This is a genomic window from Rubrimonas cliftonensis (assembly GCF_900107585.1).
In the GTDB taxonomy this organism is placed as follows: domain Bacteria; phylum Pseudomonadota; class Alphaproteobacteria; order Rhodobacterales; family Rhodobacteraceae; genus Rubrimonas; species Rubrimonas cliftonensis.
The window spans coordinates 214,111-228,366 of record NZ_FNQM01000006.1; the positions used below are offsets into that span (position 1 = coordinate 214,111).

10 protein-coding genes and 1 other RNA gene are annotated in these 14,256 nt (G+C 71.5%); 5 read left to right on the forward strand and 6 right to left on the reverse strand.

Translation table 11 applies throughout. The features are described from left to right. The first annotated feature begins 11 nt into the window (after nt 1–11). From BLW43_RS12265 to BLW43_RS12275, 3 genes are read left to right on the forward strand one after another with little or no spacing between them, the layout of a single operon-like run. Entirely contained in the window at nt 12–875 is an 864-nt protein-coding gene (locus BLW43_RS12265; protein ID WP_093253804.1) for an ABC transporter permease, read from the forward strand. Between the two features lie 3 nt (nt 876–878). After that, the gene (locus BLW43_RS12270) at nt 879–1,694 is read left to right on the forward strand and encodes an ABC transporter permease (protein ID WP_093253807.1); all 816 of its coding nucleotides are present in this window, start codon (nt 879–881) and stop codon (nt 1,692–1,694) included. After that, entirely contained in the window at nt 1,694–2,362 is a 669-nt protein-coding gene (locus tag BLW43_RS12275; RefSeq protein ID WP_093253922.1) for an aspartate/glutamate racemase family protein, read from the forward strand. Before BLW43_RS12270 ends, BLW43_RS12275 begins: the two co-directional genes overlap by 1 nt. A gap of 302 nt (nt 2,363–2,664) precedes the next feature. On the opposite strand, the gene BLW43_RS12280 is transcribed toward BLW43_RS12275, so the two are convergent. The 4 genes from BLW43_RS12280 to metG form a co-directional block, all read right to left on the reverse strand. Next, on the reverse strand, nt 2,665–5,778 hold the full coding sequence (locus tag BLW43_RS12280) for an efflux RND transporter permease subunit (RefSeq protein WP_093253810.1): 3,114 nt from the start codon (nt 5,776–5,778) through the stop codon (nt 2,665–2,667). Beyond that, entirely contained in the window at nt 5,765–6,916 is a 1,152-nt protein-coding gene (locus BLW43_RS12285) for an efflux RND transporter periplasmic adaptor subunit (RefSeq protein WP_093253812.1), read from the reverse strand. Before BLW43_RS12285 ends, BLW43_RS12280 begins: the two co-directional genes overlap by 14 nt. A 143-nt stretch (nt 6,917–7,059) precedes the next feature. Beyond that, nucleotides 7,060–7,451: RNase P RNA component class A (gene rnpB / locus BLW43_RS12290), an RNA gene on the reverse strand. A 42-nt stretch (nt 7,452–7,493) separates the two neighbouring features. Continuing rightward, entirely contained in the window at nt 7,494–9,218 is a 1,725-nt protein-coding gene (metG, locus tag BLW43_RS12295) for a methionine--tRNA ligase (RefSeq protein ID WP_093253815.1), read from the reverse strand. A 139-nt stretch (nt 9,219–9,357) separates the two neighbouring features. Between metG and BLW43_RS12300 the strand changes: the two genes are divergently transcribed. After that, on the forward strand, nt 9,358–9,507 hold the full coding sequence (locus BLW43_RS12300; RefSeq protein ID WP_093253816.1) for an entericidin A/B family lipoprotein: 150 nt from the start codon (nt 9,358–9,360) through the stop codon (nt 9,505–9,507). Nucleotides 9,508–9,511: 4 nt separating this feature from the next. Here the strand turns inward: BLW43_RS12300 and BLW43_RS12305 are convergent, their stop codons facing one another. Together BLW43_RS12305 and BLW43_RS12310 are read right to left on the reverse strand one after the other, a co-directional pair. Further along, on the reverse strand, nt 9,512–11,467 hold the full coding sequence (locus tag BLW43_RS12305; RefSeq protein WP_093253818.1) for a tetratricopeptide repeat protein: 1,956 nt from the start codon (nt 11,465–11,467) through the stop codon (nt 9,512–9,514). A gap of 59 nt (nt 11,468–11,526) precedes the next feature. After that, complete coding sequence (locus BLW43_RS12310; protein WP_093253820.1) at nt 11,527–12,246, reverse strand: SDR family NAD(P)-dependent oxidoreductase; 720 nt, start codon at nt 12,244–12,246, stop codon at nt 11,527–11,529. Nucleotides 12,247–12,441: 195 nt separating this feature from the next. Between BLW43_RS12310 and BLW43_RS12315 the strand changes: the two genes are divergently transcribed. After that, complete coding sequence (locus BLW43_RS12315) at nt 12,442–14,238, forward strand: ABC transporter transmembrane domain-containing protein (protein ID WP_245731033.1); 1,797 nt, start codon at nt 12,442–12,444, stop codon at nt 14,236–14,238. The last annotated feature ends 18 nt before the right edge of the window (nt 14,239–14,256 follow it).

Genomic DNA, 14,256 nt, shown 5'->3' on the forward strand with positions numbered 1-14,256 from the left:
GAACGACCCGCATGACCCTCGCCCGCCTGCCTTCCGCCGTCACCGGCTGGCTTCTGGCGACGCCGCTTGCGCTGGTGCTCGGCTTCTTTCTCGTTCTGCCGATCCTGATGATCGTCACCGTGAGCTTCTGGACCGCGACGGAATGGTCCTACGGCCCCGACTTCAACCTTGAGAACTACGTCTTTCTGCTGACCTCGCCGGTCACGCTGCAGGTCTACATCAAGACCTTCACCTATGTTCTGCTGAGCTGGTTCTTCTGCCTGACGATCGGCTTCACCGTGGCGTTCTTCCTCGCCTTCCATGTCCGCAGTCTCGTCTGGCAGGTCGCGCTTTTCCTGCTCTGCACGATCCCGTTCTGGACCTCGAACATCATCCGCATGATCTCGTGGATACCTTTCCTCGGCCGCAACGGGCTGGCGAACTCGACGCTGATCGAACTGGGTCTGATCGACGCGCCGCTGGAGTGGCTGCTGTTTTCCGACTTCGCCGTGGTGCTGGCCTTCGTCCACCTCTACACGCTGTTCATGGTGGTGCCGATCTTCAACACCATGATGCGCATCGACCGCTCGCTGATCGAGGCCGCGCGCGACGCCGGCGCGTCGGGCTTCCAGATCCTCACCAACGTCATCATCCCGCTGACGAAACCGGGGATCATGATCGGCTCGATCTTCGTGGTTACGCTGGTGATGGGGGACTTCATCACCGTGCGATTCATGTCGGGCGGCAACTCCGCCTCGGTGGGCCGGGTGATCTCCAACGAGATCGCGCTGCTGCAATACCCCGCGGCGGCGGCCTCGGCGGTGGTGCTGCTGATCACCGTGCTCATCATCATCGCGGCGATGCTGCGCGCCGTCGACATCCGCCGGGAGCTTTGAGCCATGGAGCGCCGCACGCGATCCTTCTTCCCGCTGGCGATCTTCTTCGGCCTGTTCGTGCTGTTTCTCTACGGCCCGATCATCACCATCGCCATCCTGTCGTTCCAGGGGCCGCAGGGCGGGCTGACCTTCCCGATGAACGGCTGGTCGACGCACTGGTTCGCCGACCTCTTCGAGCAGCAGGCGGTCGGCGACATCTGGGGCGCGTTCCGGCGCTCGCTGGCGCTGGGCATGATGGTGATGGTGGTGACGGTCGTCGTCTCGGTGATGAGCGGGCTGGCGTTCCGCAAGCGGTTCCCCGGCGCCGGGGCGCTGTTCTTCCTTGCGGTGGCGAGCCTCATCATTCCCTCGATCCTCGTGTCGCTCGGCGTGGGGCTGCTGTTCGACCAGCTCGGCCTGCGCGTGCACTGGGCGTCGTCGGGCTTCGGCGCGCAGCTCACCTGGACGCTGCCCTTCGGCCTCTTGATCATGTTCGCGATCTTCAACCGCTTCGATCCCGCCTATGAGGAGGCCGCGCGCGACCTCGGCGCCTCGCCCTGGCAGACGGTGCGCCATGTCGTGCTGCCGATCATCGCGCCGGCGCTGATCGGCGTCGCGCTGTTCGGCTTCACGCTCAGCTACGACGAGTTCGCCCGCACGCTGCTGGCGGCGGGCAGCTACAACACCCTGCCGCTGGAGATCTACGGCATGACCACCAACGTCACCACGCCGGTGCTCTACGCCCTCGGCACGCTGACCACGGTCTTCTCGCTGGCGATCATCCTGAGCCTGCTGGCGGTGGTATGGCTGATGCGGCGCCGCGCGGGGAGGGCCGGCTGATGCGGTTGCTGATCGTCAACCCGAACGCGACCGAGGCGATGACCCGCGCCATCGCGCGCGGCGCGCAGGCCGCCGCAGGGCCGGGCGTCTCGATCACCGCGCTCACCAACCATGACGGGCCGCCGGCGATCCAGGGCGCGGCGGACGGCGACGCCGCGACGCCCGGCGTGCTGGCGCGCCTCGCCGCGCATCAGACCGAGGCGGACGCCGCGATCATCGCCTGTTTCGACGACACAGGGCTGGAGGAGGCCCGCGCCGCCAGCGGCATTCCCGTGCTGGGCCTCGGCGAGGCGGCCTATCTCGCAGCCTGCATGCGTGGCGGCCGCTTCTCGGTGGTGACGACGCTCGCCGTCTCGATCCCGGTGATCGAGGAGAACTTGCGCCGCTACGCGCTCGACCGCCGCTGCGTCCGCGTGCGCGCCTCCGGCGTGCCGGTGCTGGCGCTGGAGGAGACGCCGGAGGCGGCCGCCGCGCAGATCGACGCCGAGATCGCCCGCGCCGGCGCCGAGGACGGCGTGAGCGCCGTCGTGCTGGGCTGCGCCGGGATGACCGGCGTCCTGCATCTGCTCAACGCGCCGAAGGGCGTCGCGCTGATCGACAGCACCGCCGCCGCCGCCGCGCTGGCGGTCGCCGCGGCGCGGCTTGCGGCGCCGCGCGTTCCCGCCTGAGCCGGACGGAGCGCGGAGACGGCCGCCGGATGGTTCGCGCGGATTTCAGCCATCCGCCCCGCGGCGCCTCTTGAGCGATGAGGGCCGCGCCCTCCCTCGGGTGGGCGCTTTGCGACGGCTGAGCGGCGCGGTTTATGGTGCAAACAACTTCACCGGTTCAGCGGGTTACGCCGTTGCAATGCGCCCTCCCTTGGGGGAGGGAGGGCGCGGCCCGTGCTGGTCGCACGGGCCAAGGGTCGAGCGATGCGACTTCGGTCCACCGGCCGCCTGCCGCGCTTCCCGGCCGGCGGCCGAAGCCCGCGCTAAGCCGCCCCCCGTGGCTCCACCTGTGCGGCCGCGTCGGCCTTTAGCGCCGCATCCAGCTCGCCCGCCGTCGCCGCGCGCGGCTTGGTCAGCCGCGCCAGCAGGTCGAACAGCACCGGCGTCACGAACAGCGTCATCAGCGAGGCGACGCCGAAGCCGCCGAGGATCACCATGCCGATCGCCGCCCGGCTCTCCGAACCCGCGCCCGTCGAGAGCACCAGCGGCGCCGCCCCCAGCAGCGTCGAGAGCACCGTCATCAGGATCGGCCGCAGCCGCCGGACCGCGCCCTCCAGCGCCGCCTCGCGCACCGAGGCGCCGCGGTCGCGCAACTGGTTGGCGAACTCCACGATCAGGATGCCGTTCTTGGCCATCAACCCCAGCAGCAACAGCATCCCGATCTGCGTATAGACGTTGATCGACTGGCCGGTGAGCCAGATCGCCCCCAGCGCCCCCGTCACCGCCAGCGGCGCGCTGAGCAGGATGGTCAGCGGGTCGACGAAGCTCTCGAACTGCGCCGCAAGCACGAGATACACCACCACGCAGGCGAAGATCAGCATGGTGAAGGCGCCCGAGGAACTCTCGACATACTCGCGCGACTGCCCGTCAAACGCGATGCGCGCCTCCGCCGGCAGGCTCCGCTCCGCCGCTTCGCGGACCGCCTCGATGGCCGCGCCCATGTCGTAGCCCTCGTTGAGCGCGCCGGAGATCTCGATGGCGGGCAACCGGTTGAAGCGGTTGAACTCCGGTGAGGCGGTGCCCTCCGCCACGCGCACCAGCGCGGCGAGCGGGATCAGCTCGCCCGTGGTGCGCGAGCGCACGAAGACTTCGGCAAGGTCGGCCGCCGTGCGCCGCGCCTGCTCCTCGGCCTGCAGGATCACCGGGTATTCCCGGCCCCGGTCGAGATACCGGGTCGCCTCTCGCGAGGCGAAGAAGGTCTGCAGCGTCGCGCCGGCGTCGAGGATCGACACGCCGAGATCGTCGGCGAGCGGCCGGTCGATCTCCACCCGCAGCTCGGGCTGCGTCTCCTCATAGTCCATCTCGAGGTCGCGCAGGCCGGGGTTGCTGCGCATTTCGGTCATCAGCGTGTCGGCCCATTCGCGGACGCTGTCGAAGTCCGGCCCCAGCAGCTTCACCTGAAGCGGCGTGCGGGAGCCGCGCAGCCCCAGGCCCGCCGGCATGGTCGGGATCGCCCGCGCGCCCGGCACGTTCGCCATGGCGGGGCGCAGCCGGGCCACGATCTCGCCGGCCGAGCGTCGGCCGCTCTCCCAGTCCGACAGCCGCCCGACGACAAAGGCGCGGTTGGGGTCGCGCCAGCCGATGAGCGAGAAGGTGGTGGTGATCTCGCCGCTCTCGATGAACGGGACGAGCGCCGCCTCGATCTCGCGGGCCTCGCGGTCCATGTAGGCGTTGGTCGCGCCCTGCGGGCCGGTGGCGATGACGAAAAACACCCCGCGGTCCTCCTGCGGCGTCAGTTCGCGCGGCGAGTTCTCGTAGAAAACGACCGACAGCGCGGCGAAGCCCCCCGCCAGCCCCAGCACGACGAGGGGGTAGGCCAGCGCGACGCGCAGGGCCGCGCGGTAGCCGGCCTCCACCCGCGCGAACACCGCGTTGATGCCCCGCTCCAGCGCGCCGCCGGAGCCCTCGCGGAGCAGCTTCCAGCACAGCACCGGCGTCAGGGTCAGCGCCACGAAGGTCGAGAACGCGACCGCGATGGCCATGGTCATCCCGAACTCGGTGAAGAGCTTGCCGACATTGCCCTCCATCAGAGAGATCGGCACGAACACCGAGATCAGCGTGAGCGAGGTCGCGATCACCGCGAAGCCGACCTCGCGCGAGCCGAGCGCCGCGGCGGCGATGGGCGCCTGCCCCTCCTCGATCCGCCGCTGGATGTTCTCCAGCACCACGATGGCGTCGTCGACCACGATGCCGATGGCGAGGATCATCGCGAACAGCGTCAGGATGTTGATCGAGTATCCCAGCGCCAGCATGCCGATGAAGGCGCCGATGAGCGCCACCGGGATCACCACCGCCGGCACCACGGTCGCGCGCGGCGAGCCGAGGAACAGGAAGATCACCAGCACCACCAGCCCGACGGCGATCGCAAGGGTGGTGACGACCTCCGTTATCGAGGCCTGAATGAACACCGCGTCGTCGCTGGTGACGAAAAGCTCCATGCCCTCCGGCAGCGACTGCGACAGGGTCGCGATCTCGGCCCGCACCGCCTGGGAGATGGCGATGGTGTTCGCCTGGGACTGGCGGATGACGCTGAGGCCCACGGCGGTGCGCCCGTCGCTGCGCACGGTCGTGTCGTCGTTCTCGACCCCGATCTCGACGCGCGCCACGTCGCCCAGGCGCACCGGGGCGCCGTCCACCACGCGCAGCACCACGTTGGAGAACTCGTCCGCCGTGCGCAGCCGGGTGTCGGCGCGGAGCTGGAAGCGACGCCAGGTGGATTCGACCTCGCCCGCCGGCAGTTCCACGTTGTTGGCGCGCAGGGCGTCGGTGACGTCGGTCACGGCGAGTTCGCGCGCCGCCAGCGCCTTGGGATCGAGCTGGATGCGCATCGCATAGCGCCGCTCGCCGTTGATGTTCACCGAGGCCACGCCGTCGAGCGTCGCCAGCCGGTCCACGATGTAGCGTTCGGCGTAGTCGGTGATCTCCTGGGCGCTCATCCGCGGCGAGACGATGCCGATGCGGATGATCGGGTCGGCGTCGCTGTCGTTCTTGTAGATGCGAGGCTCGTCGGCCTCCTGCGGCAGGCGGTTCTGGACCCGCCCGACGGCGCCGCGCACGTCGTTGGCGGCCTCGTCGATGTTGCGCCCGGTGACGAAATCGACGCGGACCCGGCTATCGCCGCGCTCCGAGGAGCTGTCGATGGTGCGCACGCCGGCGACCCCGGCGACGGCTGACTCGATGACTTCGGTGATCTGCGCGTCCACCACCTCCGGCGCGGCGCCGGTGTATTCGGTGGTGATGGTGACGGTGGCTGCGTCGACGTCGGGCAACTCGCGCACCGGCAGCCGGCCCATGGCGACGAGGCCGATGACGATGACGAGAAGGTTGACGACCGCGGCTAGAACCGGCCGCCGGAGGCAGATCTCAGGCAGGCTCACGGGCGCCTCCGACGGCGGGGGCGGCGTCTCCGATCGCGCCTGATCCGCTGGTGGGCGGGGCCGAGGTCTCGGGCGGCTCGACGCCGATCACCTCCACGGGGGCGCCGTCGCGCGCCTTCTGCACCCCCCGCACGACGACGCGCTCGCCCGGCGAGAGGCCTTCGAGAACCTCCACCCGGCCGGGCAGGCGCTGGCCGAGCCGCACCTCGCGGCGCTCCGCCCGGTCCTCGGGCGTTACGACGTAAACGTAGCTGCGTCCCCCCTCCGGCGCGACGGCCTCCTCGGGCGCGATCACGCCGTCTCGCGCCTCCAGCACCAGCGTCACCCGCATGAAGGCCCCCGCCGGGATGCGCAGGCCGGGGTTCGGCACCCGCGCCCGCGCCTTGAAGCTCCGCGAGACGGTGTCGATGCGGCGGTCGATGGCAGTCACGAAGCCGGTGAAGGTCTCGCCGCGAAAGATCTCGGTGGTCGCCCGGATCGTCGCACCGTTCTGCACCTCCCCGAAGAACCGCTCGGGCACGTTGAAGTCGACGTCGAGCGCGGAGATGTCGTCGAGCGTGCCGATCGCGTCGCCGGAAGCGACCATGGCGCCGGCGTCCACGTCGAGAAAGCCGACGATGCCGCCGAAGGGCGCGCGCAGGGTGCGGTCGGCAAGCGCCTTTCGCGCCTGCGCCAGCGCCGCCTCGGCGGTGGCGAGGTCGGCGGCGGCGGTCTCGTAGGCGGTCTGTGCGATGCGGCCCTGCTCCTGAAGCGTGCGGGAGCGGTCGAAGGCGTTGCTGGCGCGGGACAGCTCGGCGACGGCGTCCTGAAGCGCCGCGGCCTGCGTCTCCTCGTCCAGCTTCAGCACCACCTCGCCGGCCTCGACGGTCTCGCCGCCCGAGACGGCGCGCTCGACGACGCGCCCCGACGCCGCCGGCGCCAGCCGCACCGACTGCACCGGCGTTGCGACGCCCACCGCCGAGACGGACCGTTCCACCGAGCCGAGCGCGACCTCGGAGACGACGACGCCGGGCGCGGAGCGCGCCCGCTGGGCGGCCTCCTGCGCCGCCGGCCGGGCATCCTGCCAGAGGATCCACCCGCCGTATCCGGCGCCGGCGAGCACGCCGAGCACCGCAAGCTGTCGCATCAGCCCGGCCATGCCGCGCCTCCTCTCTCGGTGACATCCCAGCTAAGTCGCACGAACAGGCCCCGCGTCAAGCCGCCGCAGCGCCTCATGGCGCGCAAATGACGGCGTCAGCGCGGTCCTCACGCCGTCATGATCGAAACTTGAGCAGGGAAGACCGGTGCGGGCGGTCTGTAAGCCGGGTTCTGTCCGGGGGCCTCGCGGCCCCGTGGATGGCCATTCATCTGGACCCGCCGTCGCCGACGGGTTCTTGCGATCAACCCGGGCCGCAGGGCGAAGACGCCCCATGTGCGGCCCCTATGCGATCTTGCTCCCGGCGGGGCTTGCCATGCCGCCCCCGTCGCCGGGGGCGCGGTGGGCTCTTACCCCACCGTTTCACCCTTGCCGCGCCGAGGCGCGGCGGTTTGTTTTCTGTGGCGCTTTCCCTCGGGTTCGGCCTTCGGTCTCCCTCGCGCCTCCCCGGCCGGGCGTTACCCGGCGCCGTGTCTCCGTGGAGCCCGGACTTTCCTCGACGGCCCCGAAGGACCGACGCGGCCATCCAACCGCCCGCGCGCCAGCGGATACAGCGCGCGCAGGCGCCGCGCAATGCGCCTCAGGAGGCCCCGGAGAACTGCGCCTCCAGCGCCTCGCGCGTCGAGTCCTCGATCTTGGCGAACAGGTTGTCGGGCACGGTGAAGGCGGCGCCGGCGGGCAGGGCGTTCAGCGCGGCCGCCGCGCTCTCGGGCCAGCGCGCCTCGGCCTCGGGGTCGAGCCCCAGCGCGCGCAGCATCGCGTCGGCCGCGTCGGGGATGAACGGGCGCGAGACGATCCCGTAGAGCCGCATCAGGTTGAGCGCGCAGCGCGTCGTCGCCGCGGCCGCCGCCGGATCGGTCTTGAACGTCGCCCATGGGGCCGCGCGTTGCAGGTATTCGTTGCCGGCGACCCATGCCGCGCGCAGCTCCGCCGCTGCGCGACGGATCTCGACCGCCTCCATCGCCGCCGCCATCGCGTCGAGCCGGCCCTGAAGCTCCGCGGCCAGCGCCGCCTCCTCCGCGCCGTATTCCCCGCCCTCGGGAACCGTCTCGCCGAACTTCGAGCGGCAGAACTTGGTGACGCGACTGACGAAGTTGCCGAGCACGTCCGCCAGATCCTTGTTCGCGCCGCTCTGGAACGCCGCCCAGGTGAAGTCGGTGTCCGCCGTCTCGGGCGCGTTCGCCAGCAGCCACCAGCGCCAGAAATCCGACGGCAGGATCTCCAGGGCCTGATCCATGAACACGCCGCGGCCCTGCGAGGTGGAGAACTTCCCGCCCTCATAGGTGAGCCAGTTGTAGCCCTTGATGAAGTCGGCGAGCTTCCACGCCTCGCCGGAGCCCATCAGCGTCGCCGGAAAGCTGAGCGTGTGGAAGGGGATGTTGTCCTTGGCCATGAATTCGACGTGGCGCACGTCGCCGGCGCCATCGTCCTCGCGCCACCAGCGCCGCCAGCCCTGCTCGCCGTGGCCCCGCGCGTCGGCCCATTCGGCGGTGGCGGCGATGTACTCGATGGGCGCGTCGAACCAGACGTAGAACACCTTGCCGTCCATGCCCGTCCACGGCGCGCCCTCGAACTGCGCCGGCACGCCCCAGTCGAGGTCGCGCGTGATCCCGCGGTCCTGCAGGCCCTCGCCGTCGTTGAGCCATTTCTTCGCGATGGAGGTGGTGAGCACCGGCCAGCCGTGGCGGGAGCCGATCCATTCCGCGAGCCGCTCCTTGAGCGCCGACTGGCGCAGGAACAGGTGCTTGGTCTCGCGCACTTCGAGGTCGGTCGCGCCGGAGATCGCCGAGCGCGGGTTCAGCAGGTCGGTCGGGTCGAGCTGCTTGGTGCAGTTCTCGCACTGGTCGCCGCGCGCGCGGTCGTAGCCGCAGTTGGGGCAGGTCCCCTCCACATAGCGGTCTGGCAGGAAGCGGCCGTCGGCGGGCGAATAGACCTGCCGCGTGGAGACCTCGTCGATCAGCCCCTCCGCGTGCAGCCGCGCCGCGAAATGCTGCGTCAGCGCGTGGTTGCGGCCAGAGGACGAGCGCCCGAACCAGTCGAAGGACAGTCGGAAGCCCTCGCCGAGCGCCTTCTGCGTCTGGTGCATCCGCGCACAGTATTCCGCCACGGGCAGCCCCGCCTTCGCCGCCGCCAGCTCCGCCGGCGTGCCGTGCTCGTCGGTCGCGCAGATATAGAGCACCTCGCGCCCGCGCAGCCGCATGAAGCGGGCGTAGGCGCAGGCCGGCAGCATCGACCCGACGAGATTGCCGAGATGCTTGACGCCGTTGATGTAGGGCAGGGCGGAGGTGACGAGAATGCGGGCCATGGGCGGTTCCTGAGCGATCACCCGCCTCTTAACCCAGCCATGGCGCCTGCGCGAGTCGCGACCCGTTTTCGTCGGCCCCGCGCGTTGCTATCGTGGTCTGGCGCCGCGCGCCGCGGCCCGCATCATGGAGAACCCGTCGATGACCACCCCCATCCGCGCCGCAGCGCTGGCCCTCGCCGCGCTGCTCGCGCTTTCGGCCTGCAACACCGTCCAGGGCGTCGGCAAGGACGTGCAGTCCGGCGGCGAGGCGATCCAGCAAGGCGCCGAGAAGGTGCAGGAAGGCCTCTGAGCCGCTACTCCGCCGCCCGTGTCGCAGCGTTGGCGCGGGCGGTCGCGAGAAACGGCTCGTCGGGGGGCGCCAGCGCGCCCCGCGCCTTCATCGCCTCCAGCGAGGCGGCCACTTCGGCCCATGTCACCCCGCTTCCCTCAAACCGGGCCAGCCTCCACTGGCTGACCCAGACATCCCGCGCCCACTGCACATTGCCGGGGTCCTGCGCGGCGAGCCGTTCGGCGATGGCCATGCGCGCGCGATGGGCGGCCAGCGCGCCGTCGCGGTCCCCCGAATCCATGAGCGCGTCGCCGATATTCTCGTGCGACAGGGAGAGGTCGCGCGCCCACTGCGCATTGCCGGGGTCCTGCGCGGCGAGCCGTTCGCGGATGGCCATGGCGGCGCGGTAGGATGCCAGAGCGCCGTCGCGGTCCCCCGAAGCCCTGAGCGCATCGCCGATCTTGTTATGCGACACGGAGAGGTCGCGCGCCCACTGCGCATTGCCGGGGTCCTGCGCGGCGAGCCGTTCGGCGATGGCCATGTCAGCGCGGTAGGCGGCCAGCGCGCCGTCGCGGTCCCCCGAAGCCCTGAGCGCGTCGCCGATCCTGTTGTGCGACACGGATAGGTCGCGCGCCCACTGCGCATTGCCGGGGTCCTGCGCGGCGAGCCGTTCGGCGATGGCCATGGCGGCGCGGTAGGATGCCAGAGCGCCCTCGCGGTCCCCCGAATCCATGAGCGCATCGCCGATCCTGTTGTGCGACACGGATAGGTCGCGCGCCCATTCCGCATTGCCGGGGTCCTGCGCGGCGAGCCTTTCGCGGATGGCCATGCTGGCGCGGTAGGCGGCCAGCGCGCCGTCGCGGTCCCCCGAAGCCATGAGCGCATCGCCGATCTTGTTGTGCGACACGGAGAGGTCGCGCGCCCATTCCGCATTGCCGGGGTCCTGCGCGGCGAGCCGTTCGGCGATGGCCATGGCGGCGCGGTAGGATGCCAGTGCGCCCTCGCGGTCCCCCGAAGCCATGAGCGCGTCGCCGATCTTGCTGTGCGACACGGAGAGGTCGCGCGCCCATTCCGCATTGCCGGGGTCCTGCGCGGCGAGCCGTTCGGCGATGGCCATGTCAGCGCGGTAGGCGGCCAGCGCGCCGTCGCGGTCCCCCGAAGCCCTGAGCGCGTCGCCGATCTTGTTGTGCGCCACGGATAGGTCGCGCGCCCATTCCGCATTGCCGGGGTCCTGCGCGGCGAGCCGTTCGGCGATCGCCATGTAGGCGCGGTAGGCGGCCAGCGCGCCGTCGCGGTCCCCCGAAGCCATGAGCGCGTCGCCGATCTCGTTGTGCAGAACGCCCCGGTCGCGCTCGGCCTCAGCCGGCAGGGCGGCGAGCGCGGCCTCGGCGACGGCGAGGGCGGCGGCGATGTCGCCGGCGCGGGCGTGCAGGCGGCCGAGATAGATCGCGTCCCACGGGTCGCTCCCGTCCAGCGCCAGCGCCTTGGCGTAGGCCTCGCGGGCGCGCCCGGTGTCGATGGGAAAGGCGAGCCGACCGATGTTGCGCCAGCGTTCGGCGGCGCGGGCTTCGGCGGCGCGCGCCTCCTGCGCCAGCTTGTCGAGGCCGGCGTCGATCTCGCCGTCGGCGATCAGCGCCAGCGCCTCGGCCTCGGCCGGGTCGCCCGCCTCCGCCGTCTCGCGCACGGCGGTCTCGACCGAGGCCGCCCCCTCGGCGTCGAGCGGCGCCCGGCCCTCGGCGGCCAGCCGCGCCGCAACCTGCGCCGCGATGCTGGCGACGAGCTCCTCGCGCTCGGCGTCCTCGCCGCAGGTCTCGCCCGCAAGGCCCACCCCCTGCGCCATGTCGCAGGCCATTTCGGGAAGATCGTAGAACAGCGCCCGCGAGCCGCCGACGAACGCGATCAGCAGCGCCAGAACCGTCAGCAGCGGATGCCGCGCCAGCCAGCGGCACAGGGCGACGGCGTCCTCGGCGATCCGGTGCAATGCGCGCCTCCCTCGTCAATCGGGCAAGCGTAACACCCCGGCTGCGCGCGCGGTATCCCTCACCACGGCAGCCGGGCGCCGGACCAGTCGTAGAGGCCGCCCGACCAGTCGGGCCCGGCGGCGTCGATCACCGCCAGCAGATGCGCGGCGCTCTCGGCGGGGGTCATCAGCGCCTTCGCGGAGCCCTGGAACGGCTTCGACAGGCCGGTGTCCACCGTGCCGGGCTGGAGCGCGAGCAGGATGGGGGCGCCGCGCCTGCGCGCCGTCTCGATGGCGAGGTTGCGGATCAGCATGTTGAGCGCGGCCTTGGAGGCGCGGTAGCCGTGCCAGCCGCCCACCCGGTTGTCCGAGATCGAGCCGACGCGCGCCGAGATCGCCGCGAACACCGCCTTCGCGTCGCGCCGCATCAGCGGCAGGAAATGTTTCGCGACCAGCGCCGGGCCGATGGCGTTGACCGCGAAGCTGCGCGCCAGCCGGTCGGCGTCGAGCGCGCGCATGTCCTTCTCGGGCTGGAAGTCGCCGTCATGCAGCAGGCCGGTGGCCACGATCACGAGGTCGAGCGCGCCCAGAGAGCGCGCCGCCGCCGCGACGCTCGCCTCGTCGGTCACGTCGAGCCGTTCCGCCGTCATCCCCGTCGGCGCGCGGCCGGAGCGCGAGAAGCACAGCGTCTCCCCCACCGCCGGATCGGCGGTGAGCGCCTCGGCCAGCGCCGCGCCGATGCCGCCGGACGCGCCGATCACCGCCGCGCGCAGCGGCGTCTCGAAGCTCTCCAAGGCCATGCGGACTCTCTATCCTAAGTCGGCGCGACGCCGGGGACGCCAGATGTAGCGGCTGCGGACGGGGCCGCCACCGCCGTCGCCGTCGGCGCGACCCGGATGCGACGCCATGCCTGCGCCGCGCCCGTTGCCCGCAGCCGCCGCTGCGCGATACTTCATCGCCATGACGCACGCGATGAACACAGCCGGGGGCGCGCCGTGAGAAAGAGCGACAGCGCGGCCGAAGATCGGGCCAAGGCGAAGTCCGTCAAGCCGCTCAGGGCGTTATGGCCGTTCCTGCGCCCGCACCGCCAGCTGCTTGCGGCGGCGCTGACGATGCTCGTCGTGGCGGCGGTGTTCACGCTGCTGCTGCCGCTGGCGCTGCGCCGGGTGATCGATCTCGGCTTCGACGCCGAGAACGCCGAGCGCGTGGACCAGTATTTCATCGCGATGATCGTGGTGGCGGGCGCGCTGGCCGCCGCCACCGCCGCGCGCTTCTACTTCGTCACCCGGCTCGGCGAGCGCGTCATCGCCGACGTCCGCAAGGCCGTCTACGACCGCGTGATCGGCCGCAGCCCCGCCTTCTTCGAGCAGATCCAGACCGGCGAGGTGCTGTCGCGGCTGACCACCGACGTCACGGTGATCCAGAGCGTCGTCGGCTCGTCGGCGTCCATCGCGCTGCGCAACATTCTGATCCTGTTCGGTGGGCTCGCGATGCTGATCGCCACCAGCCCGAAACTTTCGGGGTTGGTGCTGCTGACCGTGCCGCTGGTGGTGTTCCCGGTTCTGACGCTCGGCCGCAGGGTCCGCAAGCTCAGCCGCGAGAGCCAGGACCGCGTGGCCGACGCCTCCGCCATGGCGTCGGAGACGCTGCTGGCCGCCCAGACGGTGCAGGCCTACACCCATGAGGCGCGCGCCCGCGCCCGTTTCGGCGGGCTGGTGGAGCAGGCCTTCACGGCGGCGCGCAGGCGCGTCGAGGCCCGCGCGGCGCTGACGGTGATCGTGATCTTCCTCGTCTTCACCGGCGTGGTCGGCGTGATGTGGATCGGCGCGCGCGACGTGATGGCCGGCGAGAAGACCGCCGGCGAGCTCGGCCAGTTCATCTTCTACGCGGCCTTCGTCGCGGGCGCCGTCGGTGCGCTGTCGGAGGTGTGGGGCGAGCTGATGCGCGCGGCCGGCGCCACCGAGCGCCTCGTCGAACTGCTGGAGGCCGAGGACGCGGTGGAGCAGTCCGCGACGCCGAAGCCGCCGGCGACGCCGGCGCGCGGCGCCATCCGCTTCGAGGGCGTGGGGTTCCGCTATCCGGCCCGGCCGCAGGCCGCGGCGCTCTCGGAGATCGGCTTCGAGATCGCGCCGGGCGAGACGGTGGCGCTGGTCGGCCCGTCGGGCGCCGGCAAGACCACGATCTTCCAGCTGCTGCTGCGCTTCTACGACGCCTCCGCCGGCGCCATAACCGTCGACGGCGTCGACGTGCGCGACATGAGCGCGGAGGGCCTGCGCTCGCGCTTCGCGCTGGTGCCGCAGGAGCCGGCGATCTTCGCCGACACCGCGCGGGAGAACATCCGCTTCGGCCGCCCCGGCGCGACCGACGCCGAGGTGGAGACCGCGGCGAAGGCGGCCGCCGCCCATGATTTCCTCATGAAGCTGCCGCAGGGCTATGACAGCTATGTCGGCGAGCGCGGGGTGATGCTGTCGGGCGGTCAGAAACAGCGCATCGCCATCGCCCGCGCGATTCTGCGCGACGCCCCGATCCTGCTGCTCGACGAGGCGACCTCGGCGCTGGACGCCGAAAGCGAGCGCGCCGTGCAGCAGGCGGTGGACCGGCTCTCGCGCGACCGCACGACGCTGGTGATCGCGCACCGCCTCGCCACGGTGAAGCGCGCCGACCGCATCATCGTGTTCGACGAAGGCCGGATCATCGCGCAGGGGCCGCATGACCGGCTGGTCGCTGAGGGCGGGCTCTATGCGCGGCTGGCGCGGCTGCAGTTCAGCGAAGGGGCCATCGCCGCGGAGTGAGCGCCGCGGCATGATCGG

Bases quoted from the DNA above. Each gene is read 5' to 3' on its own strand.
- BLW43_RS12265 (WP_093253804.1), top strand. From the start codon at position 12: ATGACCCTCGCCCGCCTGCCTTCCGCCGTCACCGGCTGGCTTCTGGCG.
- BLW43_RS12270 (WP_093253807.1), top strand. From the start codon at position 879: ATGGAGCGCCGCACGCGATCCTTCTTCCCGCTGGCGATCTTCTTCGGC.
- BLW43_RS12275 (WP_093253922.1), top strand. From the start codon at position 1,694: ATGCGGTTGCTGATCGTCAACCCGAACGCGACCGAGGCGATGACCCGC.
- BLW43_RS12285 (WP_093253812.1), bottom strand. From the start codon at position 6,916: ATGGCCGGGCTGATGCGACAGCTTGCGGTGCTCGGCGTGCTCGCCGGC.
- metG (WP_093253815.1), bottom strand. From the start codon at position 9,218: ATGGCCCGCATTCTCGTCACCTCCGCCCTGCCCTACATCAACGGCGTC.
- BLW43_RS12300 (WP_093253816.1), top strand. From the start codon at position 9,358: ATGACCACCCCCATCCGCGCCGCAGCGCTGGCCCTCGCCGCGCTGCTC.
- BLW43_RS12310 (WP_093253820.1), bottom strand. From the start codon at position 12,246: ATGGCCTTGGAGAGCTTCGAGACGCCGCTGCGCGCGGCGGTGATCGGC.